General features: G+C 59.3%; 18 protein-coding genes and 1 other annotated feature. Of the genes, 15 read left to right on the forward strand and 3 right to left on the reverse strand.

The window, feature by feature from the left end; genetic code table 11:
• Position 1: 1 nt before the first annotated feature.
• Positions 2–1,462: a HAMP domain-containing sensor histidine kinase gene (locus VEZ38_RS03010; protein WP_324891811.1), complete on the forward strand. Its 1,461-nt coding sequence runs from the start codon at positions 2–4 to the stop codon at positions 1,460–1,462.
• 125 nt (positions 1,463–1,587) lie between these two features.
• Here the strand turns inward: VEZ38_RS03010 and serA are convergent, their stop codons facing one another.
• Positions 1,588–3,177: a phosphoglycerate dehydrogenase gene (serA, locus tag VEZ38_RS03015; protein ID WP_324891813.1), complete on the reverse strand. Its 1,590-nt coding sequence runs from the start codon at positions 3,175–3,177 to the stop codon at positions 1,588–1,590.
• Between the two features lie 70 nt (positions 3,178–3,247).
• Positions 3,248–3,496: a binding site (T-box leader), on the reverse strand.
• A gap of 111 nt (positions 3,497–3,607) precedes the next feature.
• Here serA and VEZ38_RS03020 point away from each other — a divergent pair.
• A complete protein-coding gene (locus tag VEZ38_RS03020) occupies positions 3,608–3,934 on the forward strand; it encodes a rhodanese-like domain-containing protein (protein WP_324891815.1) in 327 nt (108 codons plus the stop codon).
• Here the strand turns inward: VEZ38_RS03020 and VEZ38_RS03025 are convergent.
• Positions 3,931–4,842 carry a hypothetical protein gene (locus VEZ38_RS03025; RefSeq protein ID WP_324891818.1) on the reverse strand — a complete coding sequence of 304 codons (912 nt, stop codon included), beginning with the start codon at positions 4,840–4,842 and terminating at the stop codon, positions 3,931–3,933. The genes VEZ38_RS03020 and VEZ38_RS03025 overlap by 4 nt on opposite strands.
• A 76-nt stretch (positions 4,843–4,918) precedes the next feature.
• Here VEZ38_RS03025 and VEZ38_RS03030 point away from each other — a divergent pair, with 76 nt between their 5' ends.
• Both VEZ38_RS03030 and VEZ38_RS03035 read left to right on the forward strand, forming a co-directional pair.
• The gene (locus tag VEZ38_RS03030) at positions 4,919–5,527 is read left to right on the forward strand and encodes a CPBP family intramembrane glutamic endopeptidase (RefSeq protein ID WP_324891820.1); all 609 of its coding nucleotides are present in this window, start codon (positions 4,919–4,921) and stop codon (positions 5,525–5,527) included.
• Entirely contained in the window at positions 5,524–5,688 is a 165-nt protein-coding gene (locus tag VEZ38_RS03035; RefSeq protein ID WP_324891822.1) for a hypothetical protein, read from the forward strand. The genes VEZ38_RS03030 and VEZ38_RS03035 overlap by 4 nt, the downstream gene beginning before the upstream one ends.
• On the opposite strand, the gene VEZ38_RS03040 is transcribed toward VEZ38_RS03035, so the two are convergent.
• A complete protein-coding gene (locus VEZ38_RS03040; RefSeq protein ID WP_324891824.1) occupies positions 5,673–6,572 on the reverse strand; it encodes a polysaccharide deacetylase family protein in 900 nt (299 codons plus the stop codon). The two genes, VEZ38_RS03035 and VEZ38_RS03040, sit on opposite strands and share 16 nt — an antisense overlap.
• A gap of 172 nt (positions 6,573–6,744) precedes the next feature.
• Between VEZ38_RS03040 and VEZ38_RS03045 the strand changes: the two genes are divergently transcribed.
• From VEZ38_RS03045 to VEZ38_RS03095, 11 genes are all read left to right on the forward strand, one after another.
• Positions 6,745–7,131 carry a hypothetical protein gene (locus VEZ38_RS03045; RefSeq protein ID WP_324891826.1) on the forward strand — a complete coding sequence of 129 codons (387 nt, stop codon included), beginning with the start codon at positions 6,745–6,747 and terminating at the stop codon, positions 7,129–7,131.
• Between the two features lie 245 nt (positions 7,132–7,376).
• Entirely contained in the window at positions 7,377–7,976 is a 600-nt protein-coding gene (locus VEZ38_RS03050) for a genetic competence negative regulator (protein WP_324891828.1), read from the forward strand.
• A gap of 163 nt (positions 7,977–8,139) precedes the next feature.
• A complete protein-coding gene (locus VEZ38_RS03055; protein WP_324891861.1) occupies positions 8,140–9,378 on the forward strand; it encodes a Glu/Leu/Phe/Val dehydrogenase in 1,239 nt (412 codons plus the stop codon).
• Positions 9,379–9,417: 39 nt separating this feature from the next.
• Entirely contained in the window at positions 9,418–10,113 is a 696-nt protein-coding gene (prsW, locus tag VEZ38_RS03060) for a glutamic-type intramembrane protease PrsW (protein ID WP_324891830.1), read from the forward strand.
• Positions 10,114–10,165: 52 nt separating this feature from the next.
• Positions 10,166–10,321 carry a hypothetical protein gene (locus tag VEZ38_RS03065; RefSeq protein WP_324891832.1) on the forward strand — a complete coding sequence of 52 codons (156 nt, stop codon included), beginning with the start codon at positions 10,166–10,168 and terminating at the stop codon, positions 10,319–10,321.
• Between the two features lie 58 nt (positions 10,322–10,379).
• Positions 10,380–11,738, forward strand: a complete 1,359-nt coding sequence (gene ypeB / locus VEZ38_RS03070; RefSeq protein WP_324891834.1) for a germination protein YpeB — start codon at positions 10,380–10,382, stop codon at positions 11,736–11,738.
• Between the two features lie 135 nt (positions 11,739–11,873).
• Positions 11,874–12,518 (forward strand): flagellar brake protein, encoded by a 645-nt coding sequence (locus VEZ38_RS03075; RefSeq protein ID WP_324891836.1) that lies wholly within the window; start codon positions 11,874–11,876, stop codon positions 12,516–12,518.
• A gap of 106 nt (positions 12,519–12,624) precedes the next feature.
• The gene (locus tag VEZ38_RS03080) at positions 12,625–12,918 is read left to right on the forward strand and encodes a hypothetical protein (protein WP_324891839.1); all 294 of its coding nucleotides are present in this window, start codon (positions 12,625–12,627) and stop codon (positions 12,916–12,918) included.
• A 22-nt stretch (positions 12,919–12,940) separates the two neighbouring features.
• On the forward strand, positions 12,941–13,630 hold the full coding sequence (cmk, locus tag VEZ38_RS03085; protein WP_324891840.1) for a (d)CMP kinase: 690 nt from the start codon (positions 12,941–12,943) through the stop codon (positions 13,628–13,630).
• Positions 13,631–13,634: 4 nt separating this feature from the next.
• Positions 13,635–14,222: a lysophospholipid acyltransferase family protein gene (locus VEZ38_RS03090; protein WP_324891842.1), complete on the forward strand. Its 588-nt coding sequence runs from the start codon at positions 13,635–13,637 to the stop codon at positions 14,220–14,222.
• 115 nt (positions 14,223–14,337) lie between these two features.
• Positions 14,338–14,749 (forward strand): S1 RNA-binding domain-containing protein (locus VEZ38_RS03095; RefSeq protein WP_324891844.1); only part of this gene is annotated, 412 nt, incomplete at its 3' end.

Raw genomic sequence — 14,749 nt, forward strand, 5'->3', positions numbered from 1 at the left:
CATGGCGATATGGCGAAGCGTCGTCGGCAAGCTGTGGGCGACGATCATCTTGCTGGTCGCGTTCGTCTTGTTTTTGCTCGGCGTCTTCCTGCTTCCGTACATCGACATGGAATTTACGTCGAATTCCTATGAAGTGAAGCGGCTGTTCGTCATTATTTGTATCATCGGCTTCTCGCTCACGACGTTCTTCGCGTTCTTTCTGTCGTCGAAAATTACGCAGCCGCTGCTCCAGCTCAAGCGCGCCGCGGATATGATCACGATGGGCGAATACCGGACGAAAGTCGGCATTCGCTCGAGCGACGAGATCGGGCAGCTCGCCCGCGCGTTCAATCACATGGGCGAGAAGCTCGAGGGCACGATCCGGGATTTGAATTACGAGAAGGAGCATCTTGCCAGCATCCTTGGGTCGATGACCGACGCGGTCGTAACGTTCCAAGCGAACGGCACGATCATCTCCTCCAACCCGCACGGCACGACGCTGCTCGCCAAGTGGAAAGAGCTCATGGCGAGAGAGGCGGGCCCCCGCGGCGAGGCGCCGCGCGGCAGCGAGCGCATACCGGAGCCGCTGAAAGAGGTGTTCGAAGCCGTCGTCGCCGAGGAGAAAGAAATTACGACGAAGCTTCACGTCGGCAGCGGCGTATGGTCGGTCGTCATGGCGCCGCTGTACACGTCCGGAACGCTGCGCGGCGCCGTCGCGGTGCTGCGCGACGTGACGGAGGAGGCGCGGCTCGAGAAGCTGCGGAAGGATTTCGTCGCCAACGTGTCGCACGAGCTGCGGACGCCGCTGTCGATGCTGCAGGGCTACAGCGAAGCGCTGCTCGACGACATCGCGCAATCGCCGGAGGAGCGGCGCGAGCTCGCGCAAGTCATCTACGACGAGTCGCTTCGGATGGGGCGGCTGGTCGGAGATTTGCTCGACCTGGCGCGCCTCGAAGCCGGCCGGCTCGAGCTGAACGAGGCGGAGACGGAACTCGCGCCGCTGCTGCAGCGCGTGCACCGAAAGTTCGCGGCGCTGTCGCGCGACAGGGGCTTAACCGTCTCGCTCGAGCTGGGAACCGCGCCGGAGACGCTCGCGCTGGCCCGAGCGGACGAGGATCGGCTCGAGCAAATATTGACGAATTTGCTCGACAACGCGATCCGGCATACGCCCGAAGGGGGCAGCATCGTGCTGCGCGCGTCGCGCGTCGAGGCGGACGGGGAGCATTCCGTGCGCATCGAGGTCGAGGACCAGGGGGACGGCATTCCGCCGGAGGATGTGCCGTACGTATTCGAACGGTTCTATAAGGCCGACAAATCGCGTAAGCGCTCGACCGGGACCGGACTGGGGCTCGCCATCGTGAAGAGCCTCGTAGACGCCCATGAGGGCACCGTGAGCGTCAGGAGCCGCGTTGGACACGGAACGACATTCACCGTCACGCTTCCCGTCGTTCCGCGAACGGTCGCTGTTGAAAAAAGAAGATAATTCTTGTTGTTCGTGGAACAATCGGGACCGCCCCGCGCCATAGTTTTGGCGAGAGGCGGTCCTTCGCCGTAAGACAGATAAAAAAATCGCTCGTTCGGTTGGTGGCCGAAGGAGCGATTTGTGTTTTACAACGTAATTTCTTTCGCGTTCGTCAAGTCTTGGAGCTTCGACAGCTCCTGCAGCACCGCTTTCGGCGCCGGCTTATCGATCGTCAGCACCATGATCGCCGAGCCGCCGACGACTTTGCGGCCGACCTGCATCGTCGCGATGTTGACGTCGTTGACGCCGAGCAGCGTGCCGACGCGGCCGATGATGCCGGGCTTGTCCGTATGGGAGATCAGCAGCAGGTGGCCTTCCGGCGGAATGTCGACCGGGTACGGATCGATCTGCACGATCCGGGCGCCGTAGCCGTTCAGCAGCGTGCCGGCCGCGGAGCGCTGGCCTTCGCGCGTCTTCAGCGTGACGGAGATCAAGTTCGTGAAGCCCTTCGTCGCGGTCGATTTCTGGACGACGACTTCCACGCCGCGCATCTTGGCGAGATGGAAGGCGCTGACGATGTTCACCTGCTCCTTGCCGAGGTGATGCGCCAGGACGCCCGTCAAAATGTGACGCGTGAGCGGCGTCGTATCGACGTCCGACAGCTCGCCGGAGTAGCTCACCTGCACTTCGTTGACGGCGCCTTCCGTCAGCTGGGCGAGGAACGAACCGAGCTTCGTGCCGAGCGCGAAGTACGGCTCGAGCTTCGCGAGCGTCGCCGGCGGAATCGGCGGCATGTTGACTGCGTTCTTGAACGCTTCGCCCCGCAAAATATGGAGCACCTGCTCGGATACGTCGATCGCGACGTTCTCCTGCGCTTCGATCGTCGAGGCGCCGAGATGCGGCGTCACGATAATTTTCGGATGCGACAGGAACGGGTGGTCCGGGCTCGGCGGCTCTTCCTCGAAGACGTCGAACGCGGCGCCGGCGACGATGCCCTCGTCGATCGCTTCCTTCAGCGCCATCTCGTCGATGATGCCGCCGCGGGCGCAGTTGACGATCCGCATGCCGCGCTTCATGATTTCGAACTGCGGCTTGGCGATCATATGGTGCGTCTCGTTCGTCAGCGGCGTATGCACGGTGATGAAATCCGCTTGGCGAATAATGTCTTCGACGGAACCGAGGCGCACGCCCATCTTCTCCGCGCGATCCTCGGAGAGGAACGGATCGTAACCGATAACGTCCATCCCGAACGCCTTCGCCCGTTTCGCCACCTCGGAGCCGATGCGGCCCATGCCGAGCACGCCGAGCACCTTGTTGCGCAGCTCGACGCCGAGGAACGACTTGCGGTCCCAGACGCCTTCGACGGTCTTGCGGTACGCTTGCGGAATGTGGCGGGCGAGCGCCATCATCATGGCGAAGGTGTGCTCGCACGTCGTAATCGTGTTGCCGTCCGGCGCATTGATGACGATAATGCCCCGCTTGGTCGCGGCGTCCAGATCGATGTTGTCGACGCCGACGCCCGCCCGGCCTACGACCTTCAGTCGCGTCCCCGCCTCGAGCACGCGTTCCGTGACGCGGGTTTGGCTGCGAACGAGAAGCGCGTCGTATTCGCCGATGACCGCGACGAGCTCGTCCTCCGACAGGCCGGTCTTTTTGTCTACGGCGACGTCGGCGGCTTCCGTCAGTTGCTGCAATCCCAAATCGCTGATCGGATCCGATACTAATACTTTAAGCATGGTTTCTTACTCCTCCCGGTTATTGGAAAATCTGAAAGCAAAAAACTCCCGACCCCATACGGATTCCGTATGAAGGGACGAGAGTTCGATTCGTGGTACCACCCTACTTCGCCGCAAGGGTTCGCACCCGCGGCCTCGGTCGGTCGTGAAAGACCGGGAAGGTAACGGCTTCCTACACCGGCTGCGTCTACTGGTCCCGGGGGACGTTCCACGCAGCAACTCCGGAGCGCTAAATCCCGCTTCGCATCCGCCGATTCGCACCGACCATCGGCTCTCTGACTGGACGCCATAAGGAGATCTTCTCCGTCATCGTCTTTATCGCTTTACATCAATCCTGCAAAATAATGTAACATGGGGTGGGAGTCGTGTCAATATGAAAAGGTGCCCGCCGTTATTGTATAATGGATCGAACGCGGAAAGGAGGATTCCCGTGAACGAATACGCGCATATCACGCCGGGCGAATTTTTACGCAAGTACGACCGCGGCGAATTAAAAAACGGCCTCGTCCTCGATGTGAGGGAGCCGTTCGAATGGGACTATTATCATCTGGAAAATACGAAGCTGATGCCGCTGCAGTCGATTCCGGCGTCGCTCGGCGAGCTGCCGCGCGATCGGACGATTTATATCGTATGCGCCCACGGCGTTCGCAGCGAGTACGCCTGCCGTTACTTAGCCGCCCAAGGCTACGAGGACTTGGTGAACGTGCTGGGCGGCATGGCCGCGATCGCGGCCGAGCGAGGCTTCGCTTACGATTAGTAGAAGAAGGGGAGCTGCGGGAGTTTTTCGCCCCGATAATGTTTCTCTTTCGACTGAAAGTAATCGTTGCTTCGCACCGCGCCGGTCGACAGCAGCGTCGAGACGGCTGCGCGAAGATCGGCAAGCTGCAGCTGTCCGACGCGCCCGGCCGCGTCCAGATCGTCGATCCGCGCCGCGACGTCTTGCGGGTAAAACGGGGAGAACGCGCCGACTTCGGCGAGCAGGCGGGCCAAAAACAAGTTTTTGCCGTTGAGCGGCAGCGTGCGCCATTCCTCGAACGTCAAGTTGTTCTTCTCGATCAACTCCGCGCCGACGGGGACGGGCTCGTTAGCGGCGTGCCATTGCCAAATCGCGTCGTAATATTCCGCCTGCGCTTTCAGCGCGAACGACGCCGCCTCGGCGACATAGTCGTCCTGGCGCATCGATTCGGCGAGCGCGGCGCCGTCGGGACCTTTTTGCAAACGGTCGGTCGCCGCCGCGAACAAGGCAAGGCTCTTTAAATAATTCGCCTGGGCGTCGCGGAGCAGCGGGGACACCTCGGGGATCGTGGTCGGCTTGATTTCTTCGGAAATTTCCTTCGCGAGCCGGCCGAGCTCCTTCAGGAGCGCGTCGGCGTCGGTGGAACCGCCGCCGGCCTCGATTGTGGCCGCATGGCGGAACCAACGGTCCTGAAATTCCCGGAAGGGAAGCAGCACGGTGTGATAAAACGATACGAGCTGTTGTTGATGATAAGACACGTTATCCTGATTTTTCTCGTCGACCAGTTCGGCGATGATCGCCTTATATTTTGCATCGGTCTGCTCTTTGCCGGTTTGCAGCCCGAAGAAGAAGGCGGCCACCCCGACCGTCAGCGCGAAAATAAACCCGAGCACCATCATAATGTCGAATTTCGTCAATTTTTTCTCCATGGAAACCCCTCTTCACCGGTGTGGCGAACTACTGTTTCAGTATAGGGGATAAGCTCGGAAAAGGGAATTGTTGTCTATGAAAAAACTTGATTTTAAAAAATGGAAAAACCTTCGTCTGCAAAAGGTCGATCCGTCGAAACTTGACGAACGGACGCTGCTGCTCAATGTGTATATAACACAGGCGCTTACGTTGCTGCTCGCCGCCATTCTGCTATGGACCCAAGGCCGCTATGTATGGGATCTGCTGCCGTTGCCGTCGGGGTTGGCGCCGTGGCTTTGGGGGGCGGGATTCGCCGCGGCGGTGATCGCCGCGGACGGCGCCTTGTCCCGATTCGTGCCGGGGGAGGTGACCGACGACGGCGGCATTAACGACATGCTGTTCCGCGGACTTCCGTTATGGCATATCGCCGTCTTGTCCTTCGTCGTCGCGGTGTGCGAGGAGCTGTTGTTTCGCGGCGCGGTGCAGCATTGGCTCGGACCGTATTGGACGAGCATTCTGTTCGCGGCCGTGCACGTAAGGTATTTAAAGCATTGGCTGATGACCGGCATCGTCTTCTCGATCTCATACGGGCTCGGGTATATCGCGATTCGGACGGGAACGCTATGGACGCCGATCTTCGCGCACTTTATCATTGATTTCGTCATGGGCGCCATTATTCGATATCGGAGGAACGAGGAATCGTGACCAAAGAGAACAAGAAAGAGGGCGAACCGCTGCCGCCGAGAAGCAGGGTGCATCCCTCGAATAAAATGAAGATGGTTCGGTTGTTTTACAACGTATTGATCGCCGCGTTCTTTCTGTTGACCGCGGGTCTCGTGTTTTGGGGCATTCAGTTTTTGGAATAATCCGGATCGATTCGCGCGGGATCCAGGAAAGAATACCCGCGCTCGCGCAGGGCGGAGAGCAATTCGTCCAGCGCTTCGTCCGTCCAAGGCAGCTCGTGCATAAGTATATTGCTGCCCGGGTGCAGTTGTTCAAGGACGCTGTCGACGACCTTCTGCGGCTCGTCGTATCCGCGCATCCAATCTCTCGAGCCGTTCGACCACGTCATATACAGCAAGCCGGACGCTTCGGCTTTCGCCTTCACCGCGTCGCCGCCGGAGCCGAAAGGCGGGCGAAAGAAGACTGGCGCCTCGCCGACGAGCTCTTGCACGAGCGATTGCACATCGTCGATTTGACGCTCCATCTCCTCCTGCGTTTGCTTCTTCAGGTCGATATGATCCCAGCTGTGGTTGCCGATCGTCTGACCGCGGTCGTGCAGCAGCCGAACCAGCTCCGGCTGCTTCTCGGCGCGGTAGCCGTTAATAAAGAAGATGGCCTTAGCCTCGTATCGATCGAGCGTATCCAGCATCGATTCGAGCATCGCCTCTTCTTTCGGCCCGTCGTCGAACGTCAGCAGCACGACTTTCTTGTCCCCCGCTTCGTCTTTCGGCCGGAGCACGTAATTGCCGTCCATATAATAATCCTTCTCAACGGCCGGCTCAGGCGCCGGATCGTTCTCCGGCTGCGGGGCGGCCTCCTCGGCCGGCTCCGTCGTCTCGTCCGCTCCCGGCGACTCCGGCTCGGGCGCCGGCGCCTCCGGCGTCGCGGCTCCCGGTGACTCCGTTCCCGTCGATTCCGCCGCCGCGGGCGGCGTTTGCGTCTCCGCGCCCGGCGAAGCCGCCGGACCGCAGGCCGAGACGGCGAGCGCGAGCGCCGTCGCCGCGGCGAACCATCCGTTTCGATTCATGTCGTCCCTCCCGTCCGCCTGGATGTGATGCGGTTTCTTCGTTACGGCACACATTGTAGCATGCCCCGGCGTCCTGCGAAATCCCCCATATTCCCTGATTTCGGTCGGCATGATTTCGGGGGAGCGGAGACAAAATAGGGCTGTAGTCATTTCTGAAATGGAGGGATTTCCGTTGAGAATGAGCGGGATCGTCATCGGCGGCTTGCTTGGCGCGGCCGCAGCGATGTATTTCAGCCGCAGCAACCGACAGTTCAGCTTTTCCGGCATGGGATCCGCCGGGCAAGCGCTCGACAGCATGGTGGAGAAAGCTCGCAGCAAAATGATGACGCCGGACAAGCGCTCTTACTATGGGGACAACTCGACCTCCGGCGCGTCTTCGACGCAGACGGGCTCGAGCAATATGTCGAGCATGTCCGGCGCGACGACCGGCGCGAGCAGCACCGCGACGGCTTCCTCGGGCCTCGACCGCGTCGAGTCGATCGTAAAGCAGGATCCGATGCTCAAAAGCCAAGTCAACGAGATCTTAAGCGAAAACCGGGACACCGCGACGATCCGTTAACTTGGCGTTGCAGACGTCCGAGAAGCTGTCGGAGAACCTCCGGCGGCTTCTTTTTTTATCCGTCCGGCGGGCGCGTTTTTGGGGAAAAAGGGGCTCGTTACATAGTGCAATCGCGGAAAAATAATGGTAACATGGAAGAGTGCCGAGACAAGCGAATGTGGCCGTTGCGCAACTCGGCGTTCACCATTCCGGTCTGCGAACATACTTTGTTGTAACCGGATTTTCGAATAAAGGAGGATCCTGCGATGAAAATCGAAAGGCTAAGCCATGATAAGATTCGGATTTTCCTTACATTCGACGATTTAACGGAGCGGGGCATCCAGAAGTACGACATGTGGCGCGAAATTCCCAAAGTGCACGAGTTGTTCAACGAACTCATGGATCAAGCCTACTCGGAGCTCGGCTTCGATACGAACGGCCCGTTAGCCGTCGAGGTGTTCGCGATGCCGGCGCAGGGGATGGTCGTGATCGTGACGAAAGGAAAACATTCGGAGAAGCAAGGTTCGTATGCCGACGACGAAGACGAAGACGTGTTCGAGATGGAAGTGACGCTCGAGGAGAGCGATCTGATTTCGTACACGTTCAACGACTTCGAGCACGTCATCGCGGCGGCGAAACGGATCGGGCCCCAATATACGGACGCAGGCGTCCTGTACGCCTATCAGAACAAGTGGGTGCTCCAATTGGAGTATGAATCGGAGGACGATCGACAGTTCGATAACCTGGTATCGGTGCTCTCGGAGTTCGGCGAAGCGAATTCGTATACCGACGCCGTGCTTTCGGAATACGGGAAGGTCGTCATCGCGGAGGGCGCCATCGGCGTCATTCGAGCCCAGTTCGCATAAGCAACCGAATCGCGGAAGCATCTTTCGGCAGCCTGCGCAGGCGGAAGGATGCTTCTTTCGTTCGGGGCGGGAATGGTCCGGCGCGGCGAGACGAACAATAGGAAGAAGGAGCGCCTCAAGGAGCGCCTGAAAATCGAGGTGGGACACGTTGACCGAAACCGATATGACGAATCCGCTGGCGTCGACGCAAATCGTGATCGGCGAAGCGTTAAAGCGCTTGGGTTATCCCGAAGAGATGTTCGAGCTGCTGAAGGAACCGCTGCGCATGCTGACCGTCCGCATCCCGGTGCGGATGGACGACGGCAAAATCCGGGTGTTTACGGGGTACCGCGCGCAGCACAACGACGCGGTCGGTCCGACGAAGGGGGGCGTCCGCTTTCATCCGGACGTCACCGAGGACGAAGTCAAGGCGCTTTCGATCTGGATGAGCCTGAAGTGCGGCATCGTCGACCTGCCGTACGGCGGGGGCAAGGGCGGCGTCGTGTGCGACCCGCGCAAGATGTCGTTCCGAGAGCTCGAGCGCCTTAGCCGCGGGTACGTACGAGCCGTCTCCCAGATCGTGGGTCCGACGAAGGACATCCCCGCGCCGGATGTGATGACGAACTCCCAAATCATGGCGTGGATGTTCGACGAATACAGCCGCATTCGCGAGTTCGACGCCCCGGGTTTCATTACGGGCAAGCCGCTCGTGCTCGGCGGCTCGCACGGCCGCGAGACGGCGACGGCCAAGGGCGTGACGATCATGATCCGCGAGGCGCTCCGCAGGCGCGGCATCGACGTACGCGGCGCGCGCGTCATCGTCCAAGGCTTCGGGAACGCCGGAAGCTATCTTTCAAAGTTCATGCACGAGGCCGGCGCCCGCGTCGTCGGCATATCGGATGCGTACGGGGCGTTGTACGATCCGGAAGGCCTCGATATCGAATATTTGCTGGACAAGCGCGATTCGTTCGGCACGGTCACGAATTTGTTCGAAAGCACCCGCATCACGAATGCGGAGCTGCTCGTCAAGCCTTGCGACATTTTGGTTCCGGCCGCGATCGAAAATCAAATTACGGCCGGCAACGCGCGTGACGTTCAGGCGTCGATCATCGTCGAGGCGGCCAACGGCCCGACGACGCTGGAAGCGACGAACATCGTGACGGAGCGCGGCATCCTTCTCGTGCCGGACGTGCTCGCGAGCGCGGGCGGCGTCATCGTGTCGTATTTCGAATGGGTGCAGAATAACCAAGGCTTCTATTGGACCGAAGACGAAGTGCATGCAAGGCTCGAGGCCATGATGGTCAAGGGCTTCGAGAGCGTATATGCCATTCATGCCGCCCGAGGGGTAAACATGCGGCTCGCCGCATATATGGCGGGGGTTCGGAAGATGGCCGAAGCCGCGAGGTACCGCGGCTGGGTATGACGAAAGAACAGGATAGGATCCGAAGGAGGGCGACGCCGGATGGCGCTGTTTTCGATCGCCGCGGCGGCCGCTGCCCCCGGCATCGCGCTGTTGTCTTATATTTATCTTAAAGACCGGTACGCGGCCGAACCGATCGCGATCGTCGCGCGGCTGTTCCTGTTCGGGCTGATCTCCGTCTTTCCCGTCATGGTCTTGCAGCGCGGGTTGGAATTATGGTTCGGCTCGACGGATCCGCTGTTTTTCTCTTTCGTCACATCGGCCGCGCTCGAGGAGACCGCGAAGTGGCTCCTCGTCGCCGTCGCGGTGTTCCGCCACGCGGAGTTCGACGAACCTTACGACGGGATCGTGTACGCGACCGCCGTGTCGCTCGGCTTCGCGACGATGGAAAACATGCTGTACGCGTTCCTGGAACCCTTTTCCTTATCGGCCTTGCTTCTTCGCGCGCTGCTCCCGGTGTCCGGACATGCGCTGTTCGGCGTCGTGATGGGCTATTATTTCGGGGTCGCGAAATTCACCAAGGCGGAGAAGGGGAAGTATTTCGCGTTCTCCCTGCTGTTTCCGGTGTTCTATCACGGGTTGTACGACTTTCTTCTGACGACGTCCGGCACGGTCTGGATGTGGCTGATGGTGCCGTTCATGGCGTATTTATGGGCGAGAGGACTTTGGAAGATGAAGCGCGCCAACCATCGCTCGCCGCTGCGCATGATTCGGCGGGAAGAGGAGTTTAAAATGTGACGCGTCCGTCCAAACTGGGTGAAGCATAGATCACACAAGGACGGGACCGGACATGAATGCTAGAGTGAAAGTATCGATTCGTTGCAACCGATGCGGCGAACGCTTCGTCTTGCGCGGCAAGAAGGAAAAGGGGCGCATCGAGACGGGGTTCAAGCGCTGCCTCTGCGACAACGATCACGATTTTCTTGTCGATGAAGAAAATGTATAACCCGTTCCCCTTCAACGAAAGCTAACGATAAGTTTTCGTCGAAGGGGGACCTATCGAAGTGTACCAACGTTTAAGCGCCGTGTTGTTTCCGATCGTGACCGTGTTGCTTATAGGAGCCGGATTGTGGGGGTACCAGGAGCATCAGGAGAAAAACCGCATCCTCGTCAAAGCGGAAAACCAGTACCAACGAGCTTTCCATGACTTGTCTTATCATATGGACCAGTTGCACGAGGAGCTCGGCAACACGCTTGCCGTCAGCTCGACCTCGAATTTCCACCGCAAAGGCCTGATTAACATGTGGCGGCTGACCAGCCAGGCCCAGTCGGAAGTCAATCAGCTGCCGCTCACGCTCATGCCGTTCCACGAGACGGAGACGCTGCTCGCCAACATCGCGACGTTCTCGTACAAAACCGCGATGCGAGATTTGCAAAAGCAGCCGCTTTCGGACGCGGAGATGAAGATATTAAACACCCTATATAAACAGTCTAAGGAAATAAAGAACGACCTGCGGAAGGTGCAGGAAGCCGTGCTGAACGACCACCTGCAGTGGATGGACGTCGAAGTGCTGCTCGCCTCCGGCAAGGAACCGTACGATAACGACATCATCGACGGCTTCCAGCTGATGAATAAGCGGGTCACCGAGTACGGCGATATCGATTGGGGCCCGACGATGTCGGCGATGAACCGGCGCATGACGATCCAATCGGTCGACGGTCCGGCGATCACCGAAGAAGAGGCGAAGCGGAAGGCGGCCGACTTCCTCGGCCTTCCCGATACGTCGAACATGAAGGCGGTCGAAAACGGGACCGACACCGATTTCGTGACGTACACGGTGTCCGTGCCGAGCGGCGGCGACGGCATGGCACCGCGGCAGATCGAGTACACGAAGCAGGGCGGCCGTCTCGTGTATTTCTTGACGGAGCGACCCGTCAAAAACAAAAACATCGACATCGCAGGAGCCGTCGAGGCGGGCGGAGCGTTCCTCGAGGAGCACGGCTTCGAAGGAATGAAGGCGGTCAGCTACGACGAGTACAACAATGTCGCCAGCATTAAGTTCGCTCGCGTCGCGAACGGCATTACGATTTATCCGGACCAGGTGACGGTCAAGGTCGCGCTCGACGATGCGGAAATTACGGGCTTGTCGGCAGGGGATCTGCTGTATCGGGGACAGGTGACCGACTTCGGGAAGCCGTCGATGACGGAGGCCGACGCGCGCAAGCTGCTGAACCCGAATTTCAAAGTCGCCGAATCGTCGCTCGCGGTCATTCGCAACGACTTGGAGGAAGAGGTGCTCTGTTACGAGTTCCTCGGCAGCATCAACGGCGGCGATTACCGGATTTATTTCAACGCCCAGGACGGGTTCGAAGAAAAAATCGAACGCATCCGGGAGTCGGACGCGGCGGCTTCGGGCAGTTAAACCGACGCAGCGAATCGCGCGGGGGGGCGAAAGCCTTCCCGCGCTTTTGCGTTCGCCGCGCGAATCGTATTCCTTTTCTCCCGTTGCGTTGGTATAATACGGTTAGTTCCATTCGACGGGAGGTCCGCGGGCAACGTGAAAATCAATCAAACTTTGTTCCTCCAAGTGGCTTCGCTGGACGAGGAAGAAAGCAAAAAACAATATAAGACCCGCATCGCGGACGTCAGCAGCGAGAATATCGCCATCGAGGTCCCGCTGGACGAAAAGACGGGGCGGCTGAAGCGGCTGGACGTCGGCGACCAGATTTCCGCTCACTTCGTGACCGGCGACGGCGTAAAGAATTTCTTCGAGACGGAAGTGATCGGCCATCATACGGACGTCGTCCGCCTTGTCATCTTGCGTAAGCCCGAGCCGGAGGCGATTTCCAGAGTCCAACGCCGCACGTTCCTGCGCGTGCCCGCCGCGCTCGAGATCGCTTGCAGGCTCGGAGATCATTTGCAATTTCTCGCGATGACGGAAGACATCAGCGGAGGCGGAACCTCGATCGTCTGCGACGGCCACATTCCGATCAAAGCGAACGACACGCTCAGCTGCTGGCTGCTCATTCATTACCGGAACGGCTCCATCGAGCACGTGCCTTTTAAATCCGAAATCATTCGCACGAAGCCGCTGGAGACCGGCAAGCAGCTCGCGATGATGCGGTTTCAAGAGATCGCGGGCGTCGAACAGCAAAAAATTATTCGGTATTGCTTCGAACGGCAATTCGATATGCGGAAATAAACCCCATCGTGCATAACTTCACCGATCCGCGGCGAAACCTAACGGAGAACGATTTTCCGTTAGGTTTCTTTTATTCTTTGAATACGTGCGAGGGGGGCGGATTCGCGTGACGAATCGAGATTCGGAGGAAAGCGTCGTCGAACGGTTTTTGCGGCTGTCCGACGGCGCGGAAAGCAAGCTGCTGCGCGTCATCGTGACGCTGTTCGTACTGTTGGTCGTATTCCAAGGCTTGCTGACGATTCGCCCCGTACGGGAACGGCTCACCCGCATCGACCGCATGGAAGGACAGACCTATGGCTTTGCACCCTACGCCGATCGTGTGGTATACTATACAAGCGCGAAAGCAGGCCTTGCCTGCTTTTCTCTGCGAGACGGCGACGTCTGCGGCGTTTCATCGTAGATGACGAAAGGAAGTACAACGCTTGAATTGGCCTACGACTGCTAAGATTAATGTCGCGATCGACGGACCGGCCGGCGCCGGGAAGAGCACGGTGGCGCGGAAGGTCGCCGAGATGCTTGGATACATATATGTGGATACGGGAGCGATGTACCGGACGGTCACGCTCAAGGCGATTCGCGAAGGAGCGGACTTGAATAATTCCGCCGAGCTCGCGCGTATCGCCGAGCGGCTCGACGTTCGGCTCGTGCCGGAGCCGGGCGGCCAGCGCGTGCTGATGGACGGGGAGGACGTAACCGAACCGATTCGTTCGCAAGCGGTGACCGGCGCCGTCTCGCGCGTCGCCGCCGTACCGGCGATCCGCGAGCTGCTCGTTCGGCTGCAGCGAGAAATCGCGGCGTCGCGCGGCGTCGTCATGGACGGCCGCGATATCGGCACGAACGTGCTTCCCGACGCGGAGGTCAAAGTATTTATGACCGCCAGCGTGCGCATTCGGGCGGAACGGCGTTGGAACGAAGTGAAAGATCGGGAGCCTTCGACGTCGATCGAAAGCTTGGCGGAAGCGATCGCCGAGCGGGACAAGACCGATTCGGAGCGCGACGTCTCCCCGCTGCGGCAGGCGGACGACGCGGTGCTGCTCGATACGTCGCACATGAGCGCGGACGAGGCGGCAGAACGGATCGTCGGCATGTGCCGCCGCGCATTGGAGGTATAAGTCGATGCTTTACGACGTATGCCGTTTCATCGTTCGATGCTTGCTCTCGTTCTTGTTTCTCGTAAAATCGCAAGGCAGCGAGACGATTCCTAGAGACGGGCCCGTCGTCGTCTGCGGCAACCACCGGAGCTTGTTGGATCCTCCGTTCGTCGCCTGCTACATGGAGCGTCACGTACGGTTCATGGCGAAGGCGGAGTTGTTCAAAGTGCCCGGATTCTCAAGACTGATCTCCGCGCTCGGCGCGTTCCCGGTCAACCGCGGCGGCATGAGCATGGAGACGATGAAAACCGCGATCAGGGTGCTGAAGGAAGGCAGCGCGATGGTCATTTTCCCGGAGGGGACGCGCCAGAAGTCGACCAAGCTCGGCGAAGGCAAGAAGGGAGCGGCCAGTCTGGCGCTGCGCAGCAACGCTTCGATCGTGCCCGTCGCCATCATCGGCCCTTACAAGCCGTTCCGCCGCATGAAGATCGTGTACGGGGAACCGTTCGGCGCGGCCGAGAGCGTCTCTCACCTGCCGCCGGCAGAACAAGGCGACGCCTTGACGGAAAAAATCATGGCATCCATTCAGCGGCTGCTCGACCAACATTCTTAAGTTTACAAGTTTCCGAATGCCTTGCGTACGATTGATTTCTAACGTATGGAAATGGTATTTTGGAATTATACTACATTCATCAAAAGGGTTTGTGGAAACTGAGGAGGGTATCGTTATGACGGAAGAAACAAAAGTACAGGCGAACGAGCAGGAAGCGGCGGATTCCGCGGACACGGTGGACATGAACGAGGTGTCGACGGTTAAGAAGGGCGACATCGTCAAGGGCACCGTCGTGAAGGTGGAGGACAATCAAGCGTACGTCGATATCGGCTACAAATACGACGGCGTCATTACCGCTCGCGAGCTGTCTTCCGTCCCTCTTGACAATATATCGGATGTCGTTCAATTGGGACAGGAAGTCACTTGCAAGGTTATTAGCATCAACGACGCGAAAGAGACGCTGACGCTCTCGAGACGTCAAGTCGAAGGCGAGAAAGCTTGGGACAAGATGCAAGAGCTGCTCGACAACAACGAGACGATCGAAGCGAAGGTCGTCGACGTCGTGAAGGGCGGCCTCGTCGTCGACG

It is taken from the genome of Paenibacillus sp., from assembly GCF_035645235.1.
Taxonomy (GTDB): domain Bacteria; phylum Bacillota; class Bacilli; order Paenibacillales; family YIM-B00363; genus Paenibacillus_AE.